The sequence below is a fragment of the Nakamurella sp. UYEF19 genome, from assembly GCF_040546275.1.
GTDB lineage: Bacteria > Actinomycetota > Actinomycetes > Mycobacteriales > Nakamurellaceae > Nakamurella.
On sequence record NZ_JBEPNO010000022.1, the window covers coordinates 1 to 19329 of the forward strand.

Genomic DNA, 19329 nt, shown 5'->3' on the forward strand with positions numbered 1-19329 from the left:
GAACGTGCCGCCCCCGCACTGCCCGCCGCGGCCGGGCACCCGGCCGGCCGGTTCGGCCGAGACCCAGGCGAATTCCGCAGTCCCGCAGCGACTCTCACCCTCGTCCACGCCCAGACCCCGGAGGACAACTCATGACCACCACCGCCGCCACTGCCACCCCGACGACCGTCGCCGCACCACCGGCCGGGCCGGCCGACCCGATCGGGTCGGACCTGACCGGGCTGCTCCGGGCGTTGAAGCTGTCCGGGATGAAAGACACCCTCCCGGAACGACTCTCCCTGGCCCGCACCCGCCAACTCGGGCACGCAGCGTTCCTGGAACTGCTGCTGGCCGACGAGGTGTCCCGCCGCGACGTTCGGTCGGCGACGTTGCGGGCGCAGAACGCCGGCCTGATGCCGCTGATGCGTCTGGACACCTGGAACGAACTCGACGACCTGCACTACGACCGACAACTGCTGTCCGACTTGACATCTCTGCGATTCGTCGAGGCCGGCAGCAACGTGCTGATCCTCGGGCCGGTCGGCGTCGGCAAAACCCACCTGGCCACCGCACTCGGGCACATCGCCGTCCGCCGACGCGCCAGCGTGCAGATGATCCGCGCCGACAAAATGTTCACCCGGCTCCGGGCCGCCCGGCTGGACAACACCCTCGAGGCGGAGTTCCGCCGCCTCACCCGCCTCGATCTGTTGATCGTGGATGATTTCGCGTTGCGAGCGTTGGATGCCACCACCACCACCGACTTCTACGAACTCTGCGTCGGCCGGCACGACGCCAGGACCAGCACCATCTTCACGTCCAACCGGGAACCGGCGGACTGGACCACGATGACCACCGACCCGCTGCTGGCCCAGTCGGCCGTCGACCGGCTGACCGCCGCCGCGCACACGCTGATCATCGAAGGACCATCCCACCGACAACGCCAACAGCGTGTCGTCGTTGACCCGGCCGGGCGGTGACCGGCATGCTCAACCACACCCCACGGTGGTCCCATGCTCGTGGCAACGCGGTGGTCCTATCACGCTGGCAAGCGACAACCTGTTGGAGGCGTGCGATCCGGGCGTCCCGCTGCGCGTCGGTCATGTCGTCGCCGGTGTCTGTGCGGCCAGGCCGTCGATGATGGTGTCCAGGTTGGTGACGGTTCGTTCCAGGGCGGCGACAGCGCGTTCCCGGCCGTCGGCCTTCGCGGACTCCAGGGCCACCAACGACTCATCTCGTTGGCGGATGTGGATCGGCAGGAAGACAGGGGTCGTCCGGAAGAACGGTTTGCAACTCAGGCACGGGGTGGGAACGAAGTCGCAGGTCTGCTTCTCCGGCAGCGTGCAGTAGCCGTTGGGCAAGGTCGTGCGGATGAGGCGGTCCCGAAGGCGCTCGACCTGTGCGGCGCCTGCCACGGTCGTCTGGTGCCGCCGGCCGTCGACGTCGATGGCGTGGGTGACGAACTCGACGTACTTGTCGCGCAGGTCTTCCTCGTGGATCTCGGCGTAGGCCTGCATCATCGTGGGGCTGCTGTGTCCCAGAAACTTTTGGACCTCGTACTGTGACCATCCTTCCCGCAACAGCCCGGTGGCGATGGTATGCCGAAATCGATGCAACTGGGCCCTGGTGAGGTGCTCGCCGGTGATCGCTGAGGTGGTGATGCCCGCACGTTGGTAGGTCGTCCAGATCATGTCGCTGAATTGGCGGTAGGCCCACGGTCCGACGATTTCTGCGCGCGGCGTCAGGGTGCGGCGGCTGGGGCTGGGATCGCATTTGGGGAAGAGCCAAGTGCAGCGTCGGCCGTACGTCTTCACGACGAGGGCGGCCTGGGCGGTCAGGTCTTTTCCCAGTTGATCAGGAATAGGGATGGCCCTGATCGTGTCCGTCTTGGTCTGGAAGTACTCGAGGCTGTATCCGCGACCGTTTGTGTAGCGAATGTTGTCACGGGTCAGAAGGAGTGCCTCGGACGCCCGCGGACCGGCCGCGCGAAAGACTCGTAGTAGCAGCTTGGAACCGTCGTCCAGGGCCTTCCCGGTGGCGATCAAGTTGTCGATGGCGTCGAGGATGTCCGGCGGGAAGGGCTTGGGTTTCCGGACCTTCCGAATAGGGTTTTCACCGCGGAGCAGATAGCTGGTATCGGGTAGGTCAGATACCAGTTCATTCTCCCGCAGGGCCCTCAAGCCTGAGGCCAGTGTATTGATGGCATGGAAGTCCGTATCGACGGAAGATCGGTTGCGAACCCAGCAGACAAAATCGAGAAAGAGCTTTCGATTGATGTCAGCCGGGCGAATGGTGCCGGCCTGATCGCCGGCGAAATGGGAGAGCAGGCCGCCCGCGCGAACATGACTACCGATCGTCCCCCAGGCGAGTCGGCCCGACTGCACCTGCTGACGTGACAGTGATTTCAAGCCTTCCCTGAGCCCGGGAATGGTCACCGACGTCCAGTGGACCAACGGTCTCGTTACCGTCCGGCTGGAGGCTATGCCTAGGTCGGCGTGATGCCACACGTCCGAGTCCCACGGATCGTGGCACCAATTTCGAACGAGCGATTTCATACCCAGTAACGCGAGCACGAGCACTCGGGTTCCCTCACCGGGGCGTCCGGGAAAGGTGGCCTCCGCGCGAGCTCTTGGCGAGCCGCTGCTCCACGACGGAGGATCTGGAAAATCGGCCAACTCTGTGTAGCCATACTGGCGGGCGATCAAGATGGCTTCGAACAGCACGTTGACCGCGTGCACCGGATCCGTCCAGCGTTTCCTGCCGATGTAGATGGCCGCCACATATCGCAGTTCGTGGGCCAGGTGCGGGTGGATGATCGTGAAGTCGATGGGAGTCAGGAAAGGCTTGCCGGTGCGCCCCCCCGTGGCTGGCAGATACGGGGGGCCTGCGCCTGGGCTGTGATGAACGCCGGCAGTACGGACCGGTAGGTCTTGCGGAATCGGCGTTGGTGCGGCAGGCAGAGCACGTCGGCTGGTTTCGGTCGGTCGCTCTCCGGGGTGCCCGAGGCTCGATCGCAGGTGTCGACGGCGCACACCGAGTAGCCGGACGTGGAGATTGCCGGCGGACGGTCGACCATCCACACGTCAGCCATCCATGGACCATCGGGAATCGACTTGTCGAGCACCTGGGCGTGTGCGGTCTCAGCGGGGTCTTTCGGCAGTGCTGACGTTATGATCAGCCTTCTTCGCGGACATTGCGGCGTACTTCTCGGCGATGTGGTCATCGGCGAGATGGATGTAGACGTCCGCGCTGGACGCCGAAGACTGCCCCAGCCGTTTGGCGATCTCCGGAGCACTCCAACCCTGCTTGGCCAGGAAAGTGCCGTGCGTGTGCCGCAGCGTGTGCGGGGTGAGCGTGATGCCGACCCGCAATCCCGTACGCCGGACGACCTGGGCGGCGTTGCTGTAGCTCAGCGGCCTACCCCGACTGGCGGCCTCGAGGTTGACGAAGACGTAGTCGCTGTCGATGCCCAGGTCCAGTTGCTCCTCGACCAGACTGGCCGCGTAGAACTCGAAGAACCGTTGGGGCATGTCGATCTTGAACGGGTCCCGCTGCTTGGACAGCGCCCCGTTCGCGTTGTCGGTCCTGCGAACGATGGCGACCTTCTTCCGGGCGATGTCCAGGTCCTCGTGTCGGAGGCCCAAGGCCTGTGAGATCCGCAGGCCCCCGTCGTACAGGCAGCTCAGCAGCGTTCGATCCCGGAAGGTCAGGGCGGCTCCGAGCAGCCGCAGGAAGTCTGATTCGAAGTCGATGACCGCCGGCGCACCCGCCTTCGGCCCCCGGACCTTGATGCGTCTGGTCACCTGTGAGCGGCGGGCCTCCACGTGGGCAAGGAAGCTGTACTTCGACCGACCGGCCGTGGTGGTGTTGCGGTAGAGCCGCAAGTCCACCGGCCCGCGGCCTTCGAGCTGCCAGTAGGTCAGAAACGAATACAGGGCGGCGAGCACCGCCTCGCACGAGGTCCGACCACGTGGTTGCTGCGGGCGGTACTCGCCGGGCCGGCGAAGCGATCGCAGCGAGCCGTCCTGCAGGTCCTGGGTGAAGGTGCACAGGCCGTCGAAGCTCAGCGTCTCCCAATGAGCACTGCGGCCGGCCAACCACCGGAAGAACAGTGCAAGGTGGCGGGCGTAGGACCTTACCGTGTTGAGCGAGGCGGCCGTCGCCCGCAGGTAACCGTTGAGGAAACGGTCGACCTCGTCGATCACCAAGCCTGACCGGTCGACCACCGTCCACGTCACATCACCGTCGGGCCGGTTGACCAACACCGCCCGGACATTGACCACGATGACGCTCATCGGCTGCTCCGTCACGGAAACGCTTCAGATAACCTGGAAGCTAACAGTGCAGGGCTCCGAGATCGGTGTAGGTCGTGTTCTAGGCGTGTCGTGAACTGGGCTTATTCGGGGTGCTACAGATAACAAATCCTGTCAGCCCGACCAGGAACGGCCCGCTCTCGCACCTCGGGAGTGGGCCGTTTCCCGTCGAGAGCAACCGTTTCCCGTCGAGAGCAAGTCCGGTCGCCGTGGGGACGAATTCCGGGTCGTGTGGGTGAGTTCCGGATCGAGCGGAGATCAAAAGTGCCTTTCGTGTCCGAAATGACGGAAATATGATCCCCGCTCGACCGGGTGCCGGGCGAGAAGGCGACCGGGGCCGGCCGAGATCTGTGCGTAGACGACGCCAGGGGGAGGGAAGCCGGTGCGTTGTCTTCCCGGTCGGCCACGGGTGGGGGAGGATGGCCGCATGCGATCTCGGACCGTCACCGGATACTTTGCCCCGCTCGGCATCGTGCTGGCCCTGACCCTCGGGGCCTGCGCGAGTCCGGTTCCGGCTGGCTCGGGCACAGGCGCCACGGCGAGCACCGGCGGCACCGGCGCGCCATCAGTGACCACGTCCTCCGCCCCGGGTTCCTCCGCCCCGGGTTCCTCGGCCCCGGCGGACGCTCCAGGCTCGGTCGCGCAGGGTTCGGCCGCGCAGGGCTCGGCCGCGCAGGGTTCGGCCGCGCAGGGCTCGGCCGCGCAGGGCACGCAGTCAGTCATTCCGGCCGCTCCGGGCACGGCGGGCTCGGGGGTTCTGCCGCCGGTCGACACTGCACCTCCGGTGACCTCCGGGGACGGCGTGGTCGCCACCCCCCTGCCGGCGTGCAAGAGCACCACGTCGAAGACCGTGAGTGCCGGCAAGCTCACCATCACGACCCCCGCGACGACGGCCGCGCCGTGGTTCGTGGGAAACAATCCGGTCGACGGTCGCGGTCTGGAGCCGGCGGTGGCGCTCGCGGTGGCCAAGGAACTCGGATACTCGGCGGCGGACGTGGTCTGGACGAGGTCGAACGCCGCCGAGCTGGTGGCTGGCAAGACCTCCGGCTTCGACGTCGCGCTCGGCGAGTTCGCGACGCCCGATCAGGGTCCGAGCGCGGTGGACTACTCCACCGGGTACTTCTCGATCTCGCAGTCGGTGGTGGCACGCACCGGGACGCCGGCGGCCGCGGCGAAAAATTTGGCCCAACTCGCATCGGCCCGCCTCGCGACCGTCTCCGGGACCAAGGGCGCCGCCATGGCGTCGGCCCAGATCACCGGATCGAAGATCCCGGCCCAGTATCCGACCGCGGCGGCGGGGCTGGCGGCACTGCGCGCCGGGACCGTCGACGCCGTCGTCGTAGCCACACCGGTCGCGGTGACCGCGGGCGCAGGCGTCACGATCGTCGGCCAGCTGGTCGAGCAGAGCGAACAGCCACCCCAGTTCGGCATGATCCTGCCGAAGGGCTCCCCGCTGACGTCCTGCGTCTCGGCGGCGATCGACCAGCTACGGGTCACGGGTGCCCTGAAGGGTCTCGTGCAGGCCTGGGTGCCGGCTGCCGCCAAACCGTTGCGCTGACGTCGTCCGGAGCTACCTCGGCCCGCCTCTACCGCGGGCCAGCCTTCCGCGGGCCGGCCTACCGCAGATCCGCCTCTACCGCAGGCTGGCGAAGTACCCGCCGGAGCCGTGCAGGTCGATGGTGCTCTGGTTGATCGCAACGGCTCCGGCGCCGGAGGTGAAGCGCAGCGCGTACCCGTTGGTCACCCGGTAGACGCGGTTCCCGGGGACGCCCCGCAGGATCGTGTTGTCGACCGGGAACCGGCGCAGGTGCGACCACTTCAGGATCTTGCCGGCGTTGGCCACGGCGACCCGGTCGACGGTGATCACCACCGGATTCGTGGCCAGCGCGGTCAGCGGTCGCACGTAGAGCGGGGCGCCGCCGGCGATCCGGTAGGTGGCTCCGCCCGACCCGGCCTTGATGAAGGTCCCGTTCGCCGGGACGCGAAGCAGATGCTGGAACTGGCCGCCGGTCCCCGCCTTGGTGATGGCACCGGCATCGACGTACTGGAAGGGCTGGACCCGCCCGTAGGCCGCCCAGCTGCTGACGAAGATCGGTGCGCCGCCGGCCATCCGGTAGATCTCGCCGGAGCCGACCCCGACGATGAAGGTGTTGTCCGGCAGCGTGTTCCGCAGGTGACTCCAGAACCCGGGCTGTCCGGCGTGGGTGAAAACGGCGCCGTCCACCAGGGTGGTGGGACGGACGCCCCCCCAGTTCCTCCAGGTGGTGACATAGGTCGGGGTACCGGCGACCACCCGGAAGACCTGGTGGTTGCCGGAGGCGGTGAGGAACGTGCCGTCGACCGGGGTGGCGAGCAGGTGGGACCAGACGCCGGCCCGTCCGGCCCGGAAGACAGCCGCGCCGTCCACCACCACGGTCGGCTTGACGCCGCCGAACTGCGCCCAGTTCGACACGTACAGGGGCGCGCCGCCGGCGATCCGATAGACGGCCCTGGTGCCGGTCGCGGTGATGAAGGTCCCGTTGGCGGGGACCTTGCGCAGGGCATTCCACTGCGCCGCGGTGAGTTTCTTGACCGCCTGCACCCGCCCGAAAGGCGCCCAGCTGCTCACGTAGATCGGCGCGCCGCCCGCGAGCCGGTAGATCCCGGGAACCCCTGGTGCGCTGACGAAGTCACCGTTGCGCGGGACGACCGGCGGAGGGGGAGGCGGGGGAGGCGCCGCGATGGCGACGCGCGACGCCTGGATCGCCCTTGCCGCGAGGGTGCTGGTGCCGCGGGCCGGGTCCGGGAACGAGTAGCTGTTCTGCAGGATTGCGACCAGGAAGCGGTCGGTGTAGCCGACCGAGTTGATGACGTTGGAGGCGGATGTCCAGAACTGGTCGTTGCCCCAACCCTGCTTCGAGCCGTGCGCGCCGGACAACGAGTTCATGCCGAAAGCCTGGTTGAAACCGTCCGAGCCGACCGGGGCTACCTGGGCCATCACCGGCTGCAGCCACGGACCGACCTGCGGATCGTGGAAGGCCCGGTAGAGGAACGTGGTCATGTCCCGTGCGGTGATCCGGACGGCGCCCCAGTGCCCCACCCGGTCGGTGGCGTTGATGGTCGAGCCCATGCCGTACCGGGCGGCGATGGTCGGCACGGCCGCGGAGGTGAAGTAGTCGTTCTCGGTCTGGTCGTCGGAGTACCGGATCATGAAGCTGAGCTGGTCGAGCACCGACTGGCTCTGGTTCTGGTAGCCGCCGACGATGACGAGGTAGTACGCCGCCGTCATCAGCTTGACGACGGACTCGGATGCCACCTGGGTTCCGGCGTTGCCGGTCTGCGCCAGCACCGCCCCGGTGCGCGCGTCCGTCACGCTGATGTGGGTGTTGATGCCGTTCGCGGCGGCGTTGGAGTTGGCCTGCGCCACCGCCTGCGCCGGGGTCAGGGCAGCCGATGCCAGCGCGGCCGAAAGGGAACCGGCTGAGAACGGGAGCACCGCAGCCGCATCCACGACTGCCGGCCCAGCTGTAGCGGGTCGTGGGGCGGAGCCGACGGTGGGGCTGGGCGAGCCCGCTGCGGCGCCGGTGGTGACGGGCGTGAACAGGGTGGCGGCGAGCACGGTCCCGAGCGCTGCGCAGACGGCCATGGTTCTCTTGCTCAAGCTCTTCCCCTTGCGTAGGCCGGGCTCCGGCGCGTTGATGGTAGTTCACCGGACAAGAATGCAGGGGGTCCCGGGCGTCCCGGACCCGGCAAGCGGAAATCGCAGCTCCGCGGTTCGCCTAGAATCCAGGGGTTACTTGCGCCGGCGACGTCACAGTCCCTGCCGCCGACGGCTGATTCGCCGCCGAGGCCGCAAGGCACCAGAGCCCGACCCCAGTCGACCAGCAATGCCGAACCCGCCATGTCACCCGGTGGCATGTCACTCCGAGGAGTCCTGCACGTGAAGAGCACCGTCGAACATCTGAACCCGACCAGGGTCAAACTCTCCGTCGAGGTTCCGTTCGACGAACTGAAGCCGCATTTTGCCAAGGCCTACGGTGCCCTGGCCGGCACCGTGAACATCCCCGGCTTCCGCAAGGGCAAGGTGCCCGCCCGGATCCTGGATGCGCGCCTGGGTCGCGGCACCATCCTGTCCGAGGTCGTCAACGACGCCGTCCCGGCGAAGTACGGCGAGGCCGTCGCCGAGGCGAACCTGACGCCGCTGGGACAGCCCGAGATCGAGGTCACCCGGATCGACGACGGTGACACCCTGGCGTTCACCGCCGAGGTCGACGTCCGCCCCGAGATCGTCCTCCCCGCCGTCGACGAGATCTCCGTCGTCGTCGATGACGTCGAGGTCACCGAGGCCGACATCGACGAGCAGGTCGAGGCGTTGCGCGACCGGTTCGCCACCATCACCCCGGTGGAGCGGGCCGCCGCCGACGGTGATTCGGTCACCATCGACCTGCGGGCCGTCGTGGACGGCGAGGAACTGCCCGATGCCAGCACCGACGGGCTCACCTACAAGATCGGCACGGGCGACCTCGTCGACGGACTCGACGAGGCCATCACCGGTCTGTCGGCCGGCGAGACCGCCACATTCACCACCTCGCTGGTCGCGGGTGACCACTCCGGTGAGGACGCCGAGGTGACCGTCACCCTCAACGGTGTCTCCGAGCGAGCGCTGCCCGAGGTGGACGACGACTTCGCCCAGCTGGCCAGCGAGTTCGACACCGTCGCCGAGATGCGCGCCGACCTCGTCGAGCGGATCCAGCGCGTCAAGAACATGACCCAGGGCAGCCAGGCCCGGGACAAGGTCCTCGAGGCACTGCTCGAGGCCACGGACATCCCGGCGCCCGCCGGCATCGTCGAGTCGGAGTACGAGGCTCGCCAGCACGATGCCGTGCACTCGTTCGACCACAGCGAGGAGCAGTTCAACGCCTACCTCGAGGGCGAGGGCCAGACCCGCGAAGAGTTCGATGCCGAGACCCGGGCTGCTTCGGAGGAGGCCGTTCGCACCCAGCTGCTGCTGGACGCGCTTGCCGAGCAGCAGGGCGTCGGCGTCTCCCAGGAGGAGTTCACCGAGCGGATCATCTACAACGCACAGCGTTTCGGCGTCAGCCCCGACGAGTACTTCAAGCGCCTGCAGGAGGGCAACCAGCTGGGTGCCGTCATCGCCGACGTCCGTCGTGGCAAGGCCCTGGCCAATGCCGTGCAGCTCGCGAAGATCTCCGACGCCTCGGGCAACACCCTGAACGTGGCCGAGCTCTTCGGGGTCGAGGAGATCGAGGACGAGGACGAGGCCACCGCCCAGGACATCGAGGACGGCGTGATCGAGGGCGGCGTCATCGAGGGCGCGAGCCAGGACGTCACCGAGACCGACGACGCCGTCGTCGAAGAGGGTGTGTCCGCAGAGCAGAAGTAGTCGTTCCACCGGAGCCGGTGCGATACCCGTGGTCACGCCGTCAGCGAACAGCTGACGCAACGGGCGTCGCATCGGCTCCTTCGTCGTTACTGTCGGTTGGGTCGGTGCCATACGCATCGGTCGCTGGGCGGCATCGACAAGAGCAGGCACAGTGACAAAGCAATGCAGCGCAGGCGCCGGCAGTTCAGCTCGGCTTCGTAGCAGTCCAGTTCCACCCACATCGATGAACATCCGGCGGACACCACGCCCGCCCGGACTTCTGACAGGAGACGTCAGTGAGCCAAGGTCACACACTCGCGGGCCCGATCACCAATCAACTCAGGGCCATCGAGAACGCAGCCCCGGAGATCCTGCCCGCCGTCATGCGCGGTACGCCGGGATTGTCGCTGTCGGACTCCGTGTCCGAGCGGTTGCTCCGCGAGCGCATCATCATCCTGGGCTCCGAGGTGCGTGACACCAACGCGAACGAGATCACCGCGCAGCTGCTCCTGCTCGCCGCGGAGGATCCGGAGAAGGACATCACGCTCTACATCAACTCGCCCGGCGGCAGCGTCACCGCGGGCATGGCCATCTACGACACGATGATGCTGATCGAGCCCGACGTGGCCACCACCGCGATGGGCCTGGCCGCCTCCATGGGTCAGTTCCTCCTGACGGCCGGTGCCCCCGGCAAGCGTGCGGCGCTGCCGCACGCTCGCATCCTCATGCACCAGCCGAGCGCGGGCGTCGGCGGAACCTCCTCCGACATCGCGATCCAGGCCGACATGCTGAACAAGTCCAAGCTCGAGATGGCCGAGCTGATCGCCCAGCACACCGGTCAGACGGTGGAGCGGATCACCCTGGACTCCGACCGCGACCGCTGGTTCACCGCGCAGGAAGCACTGGAGTACGGGTTCATCGACAAGGTCGTCGCTCGCGCCGCCGAGGCGCCCGTCAAGCCGGGCAAGTAGTACCGGCCCGCTTTTCCGACGGCAGTCCTCGGCATCCAACCGACCCGAGCCCAGACCAGAGAACAGAGAGAAGTCCACAAGATGAACCGTCCCGGCCACCAGATGCCACTGGGCGTCGCGCATGGCAACGCGCTCAATCTCCCGCAGGCCCGCTACATCCTGCCGTCGTTCACCGAACGGACGAGCTATGGGATGAAGGAATCCAACCCGTACAACAAGCTCTTCGAGGAGCGCATCATCTTCCTCGGGGTGCAGATCGACGATGCCTCGGCCAATGACGTGATGGCTCAGCTGTTGACCCTCGAGTCGACCGACCCCGACCGCGAGATCGTCATCTACATCAACTCTCCCGGTGGATCGTTCACCTCGATGACGGCCATCTACGACACCATGCAGTTCGTCCGCCCGCACATCCGAACGGTGTGCCTCGGACAGGCGGCGTCGGCTGCAGCCGTCATCCTGGCTGCCGGTTCCAAGGGCATGCGGATGGCGCTGCCGAACTCCCGCATCCTGATCCACCAGCCGGCCACCGAGGGTGTCTACGGTCAGGTCTCGGACCTGGAGATCCAGGCCAAGGAGATCCAGCGGATGCGGAACTCGCTGGAGAACATCCTTTCCAAGCACTCCAACAAGACGCCGGAGGAAGTGCGCCTCGACATCGAGCGCGACAAGATCCTGACGGCGGCCGAGGCCAAGGAATACGGACTGGTGGACGACGTGCTCGAATACCGGAAGATGGACTGATCCGGCCCGGAATCCGATTGCGAGTGGCAGAGATGCCGGCGGCCGATACGCTTGAGGTGTCACGGTCGCCGGCACCCCACCAGGGTGAGGGCAGTCGTCTTCGTGTCGCACCCGGCAAACCCGAGCCGGCGGTCGACCTACCGGGTACGGTCGTCAGATCATCACCCCGCGGCGAGCAGTCGCCGGGGACGGCAGGCTCGGTCGACATCGACGTACACCACCATCGACGGACACAACTATCGGGCATGGCCAGGGCTGGCCACATCCAAGATCGAGAGGGCTCATGGCGCGCATCGGCGATGGGGGCGATCTACTCAAGTGCTCCTTCTGCGGCAAGAGCCAGAAGCAGGTCCGCAAACTGATCGCAGGCCCTGGGGTCTACATCTGCGACGAGTGCATCGACCTGTGCAACGAGATCATCGAGGAGGAGCTGGCCGAGACCAGCGACGTCAAGCTCGATGACCTGCCGAAGCCGACGGCCATCCGGGAGTACCTGGACCAGTACGTCATCGGACAGGACACCGCGAAGAAGGCACTCTCCGTCGCGGTCTACAACCACTACAAGCGCATCCAGGCGGGCCCGGACCGTGGCCCGGAGCCGGTGGAACTGGCGAAATCCAACATCCTGATGCTCGGGCCGACCGGTTGCGGCAAGACCTACCTCGCGCAGACGCTGGCGAAGATGCTCAACGTCCCGTTCGCCATCGCCGACGCCACCGCGTTGACCGAGGCCGGTTATGTCGGCGAGGACGTCGAGAACATCCTGCTGAAGCTGATCCAGGCCGCCGACTACGACGTCAAGCGCGCCGAGACCGGCATCGTCTACATCGACGAGGTCGACAAGATCGCCCGCAAGTCGGAGAACCCCTCCATCACTCGTGATGTCTCCGGTGAAGGTGTTCAGCAGGCCCTGCTCAAGATCCTCGAGGGCACGCAGGCGTCGGTGCCGCCCCAGGGCGGCCGCAAGCACCCGCACCAGGAATTCATCCAGATCGACACCACCAACGTGCTCTTCATCGTGGCCGGCGCCTTCGCCGGTCTGGAGAAGATCGTTGCGGAACGCGTCGGCCGTCGTGGCCTTGGCTTCGGCGCCGAGATCCGGTCGAAGTTCGACATCGACTCCTCCGACATCTTCTCCGACGTGATGCCGGAGGACCTGATCAAATTCGGTCTCATCCCGGAGTTCATCGGTCGTCTCCCGGTCGTCGCGGCGGTGACGCATCTGGACAAGGAGTCGCTCATCAAGATCCTGACCGAGCCTCGTGACGCCCTGTCCAAGCAGTACCAGCGGTTGTTCGACATGGACGGAGTCAAGCTCGAGTTCGAGCCGGACGCGATGGACGCCATCGCCGACGAGGCCATCCTTCGTGGCACCGGAGCCCGTGGGCTCCGCGCCATCATGGAGGAGGTACTGCTGCCGGCGATGTACGAGGTTCCGGGCCGCGACGACGTCGAGCGGGTCGTCGTCACCGCCGAAACCGTCAAGAAGAACGTCTACCCGACGATCGTCCCCCGCGCGCCCAAGCGTGCGCCACGGGAGAAGTCGGCCTGACGGCTCCCGCCTGACGAACCAGCCTCGCGGCCCGGTGACCTCCTGGTCCCGGGCCGTTCGGCTGTCCTGTTTCGAGAACCTGTCGGCATTCCGCGGTGTCGGTGCCAGCCGTCGGTGTCAGGCGCAGGTGGTGGTGGCCCAGGAGCTCAGATCCTGGAGGGCAGCGACCACCTTGCCGTCCGTCATCGTCATGCCGAGTTCGGCAATCGTCTTCCCGGCCGCTGCGGAGACCGTCGCCCGCAGCACGTTGATGTCGGCCTGCGGCCGTTCCGGGAGGCCGGAGGCGGGGAGCTGCTTCAGCGCGTCATCCACCGCGGACTGGGTGATCTTGGCGTTCATGTCACCGGTGCCACCCTGCAGGACCGAGCTGAAGGCCGTGATCGCCGCGAGGACCTTGTTGCAGTCCGCGGACAGGCCCGGAATGCTGGTGGGCGCAACGGATCTGTCCGACGCCGAGGTGCTCGGCTCGCTGGTGCTGCTGTCGCCGCTGGACGAGTTCCCGGTCGTGGGTGCGGAGTTCTGGTCGCCGGTGCTCTGCTCCGCGGTGGCGTCCGGGCTGCCGGTGTCGCTACTCGTCTGGTCGGCGCTGGGTGTTTCGGGGCTCTGGGTGCTCGTTGTGCTGTCAGAGCCTGTGGACCCGTCACTGGTGGGTGCTGACCCGGAAGCCACCGCACCGGCGGCCACCTCGGCCTGGCCGGCGATGGACGTTGCGCAACCGCCGATCAGGAGGCTGACACCGAGCACCCCGGCCAGGGCGAGAGTGCGAATCTTCATGACGGCGGCTCCAAGAGGTCGGTCGGGTCGCAACGCGTGCGGCCGGGGCTGGCTCTTCGTGATGCTAGCGCCCGGCCCCCTGCCCCCGGGACCGGTTGTGCACAAGTGCTGCGCCGGGGTCGTCAGGCCGCGCCGACGACCCGAAGGGCTCCGCTGTACAGGTTGAATCCGGCGTCCCTGGTGAAACCGACCAGGGTCAGGCCGGTCTCGGTGGCCAGTTCGACGGCCAGCGACGACGGTGCCGACACGGCGATCAGCATGCCGAGCCCTGCCATGACGGCCTTCTGGACGAGTTCGAACGACGCCCGCGAGGAGGTCAGCAGGGCATCGCCGGACAGGGGCAGTTCACCGCCCAGGAGGGCCGCTCCGATCACCTTGTCGACCGCGTTGTGGCGACCGATGTCCTCCCGCACGTGCCGGAGCGATCCGTCGGGCGAGAGCAGGGCGGCGCCGTGGATGCCCCCGGTGGTGGCGAAGGCCTTCTGACCGGCCCGCAGCAGACCGGGGGCGGCGGTGATGACGGCAGGGTCGAAGCGGAGCTGTTCCGAGAGGTGATACCTGGTGCGAAGCTTCAGCGCCTCGATCGATGCGGTGCCGCAGACTCCGCACGCCGAACTGGTGACGAACGCCCGCGCCGTGGAGCGGGCGGCGGCCGGTACCGGCCCGGCCAGCTGGACGTCGAGCACGTTGTAGGTGTTGCGGCCCTGCTCGTCCACACCGTCGCAGTAGCGCATGGCCGTCACGTCCCCGACGTCGGCGATGATGCCCTCGGCGTGCAGGAATCCGTGCACCAACTCGATGTCGTGCCCGGCGGTGCGCATGGTGACCGACAGCGATTCACCGCCGACCCTGATCTCCAGCGGTTCCTCGCCGGCAACCAGATCGGCCCGCGAGGCGAATCCGCCGTCGCGGTACCGCTGCACCCTCGCCCGCGCCGTCACTCTGCTCACCACCCCAGCATGCCAGCTACCGTGGGCTGATGGTCGAGGGTCCGCGTCGTCTGGTGGTCACCGGTGGTCCAGGATCCGGGAAGACCTCTCTGGCCGCCCTTCTCGCCGTCCGGCTGGCGATCCCGCACATCGAGCTCGACGGGCTGTACCACGGGCCGAACTGGACGCCGACCGACCCGGAGGCGTTCCGCGCGTCGGTATCGGCGTTGACGGCCGGGCCGGCCTGGATCGTCGACGGGAACTACCGCAGCAAGCTCGGGGACCTGGTGCTGGCCCGGACGGACCTCGTCATCGCGCTGGATCTGCCGCGGCCGGTCGTCCTGGTGCGGTTGCTGCGACGCACTTTGGTGCGGATGGCCAGGCGGACCGAGCTGTGGAATGGCAACCGCGAGGAGTGGCGCAATCTGGTCAGCACCGACGAGTCCCGGAACCTGCTGCTGTGGGCACACCGGCACTTCGGCCGCTACCGTGCCCGCGCCATCGCCGTCGAGCGGGCGTCCGCAGTCGGTGGACCGGCGGCCGTCCGCCTAACGTCACCCGCCCAGGTCGACCGGTTCGTGGAGCATCTGATGCGGCTGGCCGGCCGGTGAGAACGCCGGCGAGATCGAGCCTGCCTAGCGGCGAACCATCCGGATCTCCAGGATGTTGGCCGAGTCGATCTTCTCGCTGCCGTCGGGGATGAAGTCGTGGTGCACGTAGAAGGCGCTGGCGCGGGGGTTGTCCCGGTAGACCCAGAGCGAGGCCGGCCCGCTGCCGATGGCTGCGTCCAGGAGGTCGTCTGCCACTCCTGAGCCCTGTTGGCCCTGGCGGACGAAGATCGCATAGAGCTCCCGCTCCGCCGGCGGATTCTCGTCCCTGGTCGGGCCGGCGATCGCGATTCCGACTACCTCGCCGTCCAGTTCGGCGAGATAGTGATCGGCGCTGCCGCTCTCGATCTCCCTGCGCCGGCGGACGGCCAGTTTGGCCGGGTCGAATTCGGCGAAACGCTCAGAGCCCCAGAGGTTCTCGTAGGCCTCACGCCAGCAGGCCAGATGACAGGCCGAAAACGCCTCGGCGTCATCGGGCATCGCGCTGCGGATCGTCGGAGTGCTCATGTATCCACCTTCGGCGAGCCGTCGGGCGAGGTCGGTGCTCCACCACCGGAGGGCGCCTCGACTTCGCCGCCCGGTGCATGCGCGCTGCGCACATGGTGTATAGCGTACCCAGGCTAGTGCACCCGCCGAGACGCGAGGAGCCGCACGCCTCCCCACCGGATCGAGCGGGGAGCAGAAGTCCCATCGCTGTCCGATTCGTTGGATTTATGCTCCCCGCAATTCGGGAGGGCCGGTCAGCCGCCTAGGGCGGTCCAGACGGCGTTCGTCAGCGCGATCATCTGCTGCTGTTCCGCCGGACCATGGAAGACTCCGCCTGAGACCCGGACCGTGAGCTTCGCGCCGGAGCGCTGGCACAGGACGGTGGAAACGTTGTCAGGGTCCACCGGTTTGCCTGCCACGGTGGTCTGCTGCTGGACGACCTCGCACTGGACCTCTCCGAAGATCTTGATCTGCTGGGGTAGGACGGCCACCCCGAGGATCGCGGGATCGGCCACCGGCCCCAGGGTCAGTCCGGGGGACGGTGCGCGCACGGCGATTACCGCGACAAGAAGCATGAGGTCGGGGGTGCCGTAGCTGCGGTACGCGACTGCCGCCCCCGGATAGGCCTTCTCGTAGGCGGCCTTGGTCAGCGCCTCGACCTTCGCCTCGGTCTCCTTCCGGAACGTGACGACTTTTGTCGCTTGCGCTGAACCCGGCCGCAACGCCTTCTCGGCCTCCACGATGTCGGTGAAGCCGCCGACGGTGGCAGGCAGGGTGATCGCGGCGTTGCTGACGCCCGAATCGGCAGACGTCGAGCCGATCCGGAGCGTCTTGGTCTTCACCAGGACCGCCCCGACACCGACGGCCAGGAGCAGACCGACCACCAACCCGATGATCGCCGCACCCCACGGTCTGGGCGGCCGTGGACCGGGAGCGGCGGACGGTGCGTACGGGGAGGGCCGGTCGGCCGGGACCGGCGCATTGAGCGGTTCGTGGTAAGGGGCTGCAGGGTGTTCGGGTCCGCCGGGCCCCGGACCACCGGCCTGGCTCGAAGGAACCGGTGGCCAGGGTGGCGTCCGCTGCCCCGTTGGTGGAGGTTGCCCACCGTAGTTCGGTCGGCCGGACGGATCGAGTGGTTGCCCCATGAGGAGCACCTTGCCAGGGCCGCAGCCGTCATGGGGAATTTTTCCAGGGTTCGCCCGTCAGGAGGTGGCGGGGCCTCCGGACGAAGGCCGATCAGACCGGCTGGAGCCGGACGATCACCGACTTGGAGGTCGGTGTCCCGGAGACGTCGCCCGTCGAATCCGTGGGGATGAGCACGTTCGCCTCGGGGTAGTAGGCCGCGGCGCTGCCCCTCGTCGTCGGGTAGGAAACCACCCGGAAGCCGGCAGCGGTGCGCTCCGTCCGTCCGGTCGGATCATCCGCCCACTCACTGATGACGTCGACCATCTGCCGGTCGACGAGCCCCAGCTCGGCCAGATCCTGCGGGTTGACCAGGACCACCCGACGGGCGTCGGAGATCCCGCGGTAGCGGTCGTCGAGCCCGTAGATGGTGGTGTTGTACTGGTCGTGGCTGCGCAGGGTCTGCAGCTGCAGACGGCCGGCCGGCACCTTCGGGTAGGTCAGCTCGTTGAGGGTGATCTGGGCCTTGCCGCTCGCGGTCTTGAACGATCGGGTGTCGCGTGGCGGGTGCGGGAGCACGAATCCGTTCTTCGTCCGGACCCGCCTGTTGTAGTCGGTGAATCCGGGCACGACCCGGGAGACGTGGTCGCGGATCACGTCGTAGTCGGCTCCCATGGCCTCCCAGTCCACGGGGTGCTCAGAGCCGAGCAGAGCCCGCGCCAGACGGCAGACGATCACCGGTTCGGACAGCAACGATGCGCTCACCGGCGTCAGTCGTCCGCGGGAGGAGTGCACCATCGACATCGAGTCCTCGACCGACACCATCTGGGCGCCGCCCGGGTGTGCATCGTCGGAGTCCGAGCGGCCGAGGGCGGGCAGGATGAGCCCGGTGCCGCCGCGGATCAGGTGCGAGCGGTTCAACTTGGTCGACACCTGCACGGTGAGACCGATCCGTCCCATGGCTGATTCGGTGGCCGCGGTATCGGGGGTGGCCGAGACGAAGTTGCCGCCCATTCCGATGAAGACGTCGACCTTGCCGTCACGCATCGCCCGCAACGCGTCGACGGTGTCGAGGCCGTGTTCTCGGGGTGAGGTGATGGCGAACTCCGCGTCGAGCGCGGCCAGGAAGGACTCCGGCATCTTCTCCCAGATGCCCATCGTCCGGTCGCCCTGCACGTTGGAGTGCCCGCGAACCGGGCAGACGCCGGCGCCGGGTTTTCCGATCATGCCGCGGATCAGCAGCAGATTGACGAGTTCCTTGAGGGTGGACACCGAATGCTTGTGCTGGGTGAGACCCATCGCCCAGCAGATGATCGTCTTCTTGGAGGAGATCAACCGATCCGCCAGCTGCCGGATCTGGGCCCGGTCGAGGCCGGTCGCGCGGTCGATCTCGTCCCAGTCGATCTGCCGTCGGGCGGTCGCGTAGGCCTCGTAGCCCTGCGTGCTGCCCTGGACGAACTCCTGGTCGAGGACGGACCCGGGCTTTTCGTCCTCGGCGGTCACCAGCAGGTGCCCGAGCGCCTGGAACAGCGCAAGATCTCCACCGAGTTTGATCTGCAGGAAGTCGTCGGCGAGGTCGGTGCCGCCGCCGACCACCCCCGACACCGTCTGCGGATCGCGGAAGTTGAACAGGCCGGCCTCCGGCAGCGGGTTGACTGCGACGATGTGCCCGCCGTTGTGCTTGGTCTCCGACAGTGCGGTGAGCATCCGGGGGTGATTCGTGCCGGGGTTCTGACCGACCACCAGGACGAGGTCGGCCTCGTGGATGTCGGCCAGCGACACCGATCCCTTGCCGATACCGATCGACTCGGTGAGAGCGGATCCGGAGGATTCGTGGCACATGTTGGAGCAGTCGGGCATGTTGTTGGTGCCGTAGGACCGGATCATCAACTGGTAGACGAAGGCGGCCTCGTTCGACGTCCGACCCGACGTGTAGAAAACCGCTCGATCGGGGTCGATCGCCCGCAGGCGGTCGCTGATCAGCGCGAACGACTCCTCCCACGAGATCGGCTCGTAGTGGTCCGATCCCTCCCGGATCACCATCGGCTCGGTGAGGCGGCCCTGGTTGCCGAGCCAGAAGTCGGTGCGGCCCAGCAACTCCGGTACCGAGTGCCCAGCGAAGAACTCCCGGTCCACCGTCCGCAAGGTGGTTTCCTCGGCCACCGCCTTGGCGCCGTTCTCGCAGAACTCCGCCGGACGGCGACGGCCCTGCGGCTCGGGCCAGGCGCAGCCGGGGCAGTCGAAGCCCTCGCGGTGGTTGAGGCGGGTCAGGGCCCGGGACGTCCGGATCAGCCCGGCCTGCTCGATGCCGCGCTCCAACGCGACGGTGACTGCCTTGACGCCGGCCGCGTGGTGCTGCGGCGGGCCGACGCGGAGGTCGGCTTCGTCGATGTCGTTGCGGGGGGCTGAAGACCTGTGGGGGATACCGAATGCCATCCTTCGATCTTGCCTCGGCGCCGGACCGGCGAACTACGCAGATTCGGCAGCGATAC

Annotated in this window: 16 protein-coding genes; 7 read left to right on the top strand and 9 right to left on the bottom strand. The window is 67.5% G+C overall.

Going from position 1 to position 19329, the window contains the following annotated elements; all coding sequences use genetic code 11:
• Nucleotides 1–131 precede the first annotated feature (131 nt).
• On the top strand, nucleotides 132–956 hold the full coding sequence (locus ABIB25_RS22460) for an ATP-binding protein (protein WP_354530758.1): 825 nt from the start codon (nucleotides 132–134) through the stop codon (nucleotides 954–956).
• A 120-nt stretch (nucleotides 957–1076) separates the two neighbouring features.
• Here ABIB25_RS22460 and ABIB25_RS22465 read toward each other — a convergent pair whose 3' ends face one another.
• Genes ABIB25_RS22465 through ABIB25_RS22475 form a run of 3 tightly spaced genes read right to left on the bottom strand, consistent with a single transcriptional unit; the run spans nucleotide 1077 to nucleotide 4271 of the window.
• Entirely contained in the window at nucleotides 1077–2756 is a 1680-nt protein-coding gene (locus tag ABIB25_RS22465) for a tyrosine-type recombinase/integrase (RefSeq protein WP_354530759.1), read from the bottom strand.
• Between the two features lie 53 nt (nucleotides 2757–2809).
• Nucleotides 2810–3067 (bottom strand): hypothetical protein, encoded by a 258-nt coding sequence (locus tag ABIB25_RS22470; RefSeq protein ID WP_354530760.1) that lies wholly within the window; start codon nucleotides 3065–3067, stop codon nucleotides 2810–2812.
• Between the two features lie 49 nt (nucleotides 3068–3116).
• Nucleotides 3117–4271, bottom strand: a complete 1155-nt coding sequence (locus tag ABIB25_RS22475) for a tyrosine-type recombinase/integrase (protein WP_354530761.1) — start codon at nucleotides 4269–4271, stop codon at nucleotides 3117–3119.
• A gap of 445 nt (nucleotides 4272–4716) precedes the next feature.
• Here ABIB25_RS22475 and ABIB25_RS22480 point away from each other — a divergent pair, with 445 nt between their 5' ends.
• A complete protein-coding gene (locus tag ABIB25_RS22480; protein ID WP_354530762.1) occupies nucleotides 4717–5847 on the top strand; it encodes a substrate-binding periplasmic protein in 1131 nt (376 codons plus the stop codon).
• Nucleotides 5848–5922: 75 nt separating this feature from the next.
• On the opposite strand, the gene ABIB25_RS22485 is transcribed toward ABIB25_RS22480, so the two are convergent.
• Nucleotides 5923–7929: a hypothetical protein gene (locus ABIB25_RS22485; protein WP_354530763.1), complete on the bottom strand. Its 2007-nt coding sequence runs from the start codon at nucleotides 7927–7929 to the stop codon at nucleotides 5923–5925.
• 279 nt (nucleotides 7930–8208) lie between these two features.
• Between ABIB25_RS22485 and tig the strand changes: the two genes are divergently transcribed.
• From tig to clpX, 4 genes are all read left to right on the top strand, one after another.
• Nucleotides 8209–9672 (top strand): trigger factor, encoded by a 1464-nt coding sequence (gene tig / locus ABIB25_RS22490; RefSeq protein WP_354530764.1) that lies wholly within the window; start codon nucleotides 8209–8211, stop codon nucleotides 9670–9672.
• A gap of 326 nt (nucleotides 9673–9998) precedes the next feature.
• Nucleotides 9999–10622, top strand: coding sequence for a ClpP family protease (locus tag ABIB25_RS22495; protein WP_354530836.1), 624 nt, complete (start codon nucleotides 9999–10001; stop codon nucleotides 10620–10622).
• An 81-nt stretch (nucleotides 10623–10703) separates the two neighbouring features.
• Complete coding sequence (locus tag ABIB25_RS22500; RefSeq protein ID WP_354530765.1) at nucleotides 10704–11366, top strand: ATP-dependent Clp protease proteolytic subunit; 663 nt, start codon at nucleotides 10704–10706, stop codon at nucleotides 11364–11366.
• Nucleotides 11367–11649: 283 nt separating this feature from the next.
• Nucleotides 11650–12918 carry an ATP-dependent Clp protease ATP-binding subunit ClpX gene (gene clpX / locus ABIB25_RS22505; protein ID WP_354530766.1) on the top strand — a complete coding sequence of 423 codons (1269 nt, stop codon included), beginning with the start codon at nucleotides 11650–11652 and terminating at the stop codon, nucleotides 12916–12918.
• 117 nt (nucleotides 12919–13035) lie between these two features.
• On the opposite strand, the gene ABIB25_RS22510 is transcribed toward clpX, so the two are convergent.
• Nucleotides 13036–13692: a hypothetical protein gene (locus tag ABIB25_RS22510; protein WP_354530767.1), complete on the bottom strand. Its 657-nt coding sequence runs from the start codon at nucleotides 13690–13692 to the stop codon at nucleotides 13036–13038.
• A gap of 122 nt (nucleotides 13693–13814) precedes the next feature.
• Nucleotides 13815–14642, bottom strand: a complete 828-nt coding sequence (fdhD, locus tag ABIB25_RS22515) for a formate dehydrogenase accessory sulfurtransferase FdhD (protein ID WP_354530768.1) — start codon at nucleotides 14640–14642, stop codon at nucleotides 13815–13817.
• A gap of 29 nt (nucleotides 14643–14671) precedes the next feature.
• On the opposite strand from fdhD, the gene ABIB25_RS22520 reads away from it, so the two are divergent.
• The gene (locus tag ABIB25_RS22520) at nucleotides 14672–15232 is read left to right on the top strand and encodes a P-loop NTPase family protein (protein WP_354530769.1); all 561 of its coding nucleotides are present in this window, start codon (nucleotides 14672–14674) and stop codon (nucleotides 15230–15232) included.
• A 24-nt stretch (nucleotides 15233–15256) separates the two neighbouring features.
• On the opposite strand, the gene ABIB25_RS22525 is transcribed toward ABIB25_RS22520, so the two are convergent.
• The 3 genes from ABIB25_RS22525 to ABIB25_RS22535 form a co-directional block, all read right to left on the bottom strand.
• Nucleotides 15257–15736, bottom strand: a complete 480-nt coding sequence (locus ABIB25_RS22525) for a GNAT family N-acetyltransferase (RefSeq protein ID WP_354530770.1) — start codon at nucleotides 15734–15736, stop codon at nucleotides 15257–15259.
• Between the two features lie 233 nt (nucleotides 15737–15969).
• Complete coding sequence (locus tag ABIB25_RS22530; RefSeq protein WP_354530771.1) at nucleotides 15970–16599, bottom strand: hypothetical protein; 630 nt, start codon at nucleotides 16597–16599, stop codon at nucleotides 15970–15972.
• A gap of 352 nt (nucleotides 16600–16951) precedes the next feature.
• Complete coding sequence (locus ABIB25_RS22535) at nucleotides 16952–19273, bottom strand: FdhF/YdeP family oxidoreductase (protein ID WP_354530772.1); 2322 nt, start codon at nucleotides 19271–19273, stop codon at nucleotides 16952–16954.
• Nucleotides 19274–19329 lie beyond the last annotated feature (56 nt).

Excerpts from the sequence above, each read along its gene's own strand:
- ABIB25_RS22460 (WP_354530758.1), top strand. The coding sequence starts at position 132 with ATGACCACCACCGCCGCCACTGCCACCCCGACGACCGTCGCCGCACCA.
- ABIB25_RS22470 (WP_354530760.1), bottom strand. The coding sequence starts at position 3,067 with ATGGCTGACGTGTGGATGGTCGACCGTCCGCCGGCAATCTCCACGTCC.
- ABIB25_RS22475 (WP_354530761.1), bottom strand. The coding sequence starts at position 4,271 with ATGAGCGTCATCGTGGTCAATGTCCGGGCGGTGTTGGTCAACCGGCCC.
- ABIB25_RS22480 (WP_354530762.1), top strand. The coding sequence starts at position 4,717 with ATGCGATCTCGGACCGTCACCGGATACTTTGCCCCGCTCGGCATCGTG.
- ABIB25_RS22500 (WP_354530765.1), top strand. The coding sequence starts at position 10,704 with ATGAACCGTCCCGGCCACCAGATGCCACTGGGCGTCGCGCATGGCAAC.
- clpX (WP_354530766.1), top strand. The coding sequence starts at position 11,650 with ATGGCGCGCATCGGCGATGGGGGCGATCTACTCAAGTGCTCCTTCTGC.
- ABIB25_RS22510 (WP_354530767.1), bottom strand. The coding sequence starts at position 13,692 with ATGAAGATTCGCACTCTCGCCCTGGCCGGGGTGCTCGGTGTCAGCCTC.
- ABIB25_RS22520 (WP_354530769.1), top strand. The coding sequence starts at position 14,672 with ATGGTCGAGGGTCCGCGTCGTCTGGTGGTCACCGGTGGTCCAGGATCC.
- ABIB25_RS22525 (WP_354530770.1), bottom strand. The coding sequence starts at position 15,736 with ATGAGCACTCCGACGATCCGCAGCGCGATGCCCGATGACGCCGAGGCG.
- ABIB25_RS22535 (WP_354530772.1), bottom strand. The coding sequence starts at position 19,273 with ATGGCATTCGGTATCCCCCACAGGTCTTCAGCCCCCCGCAACGACATC.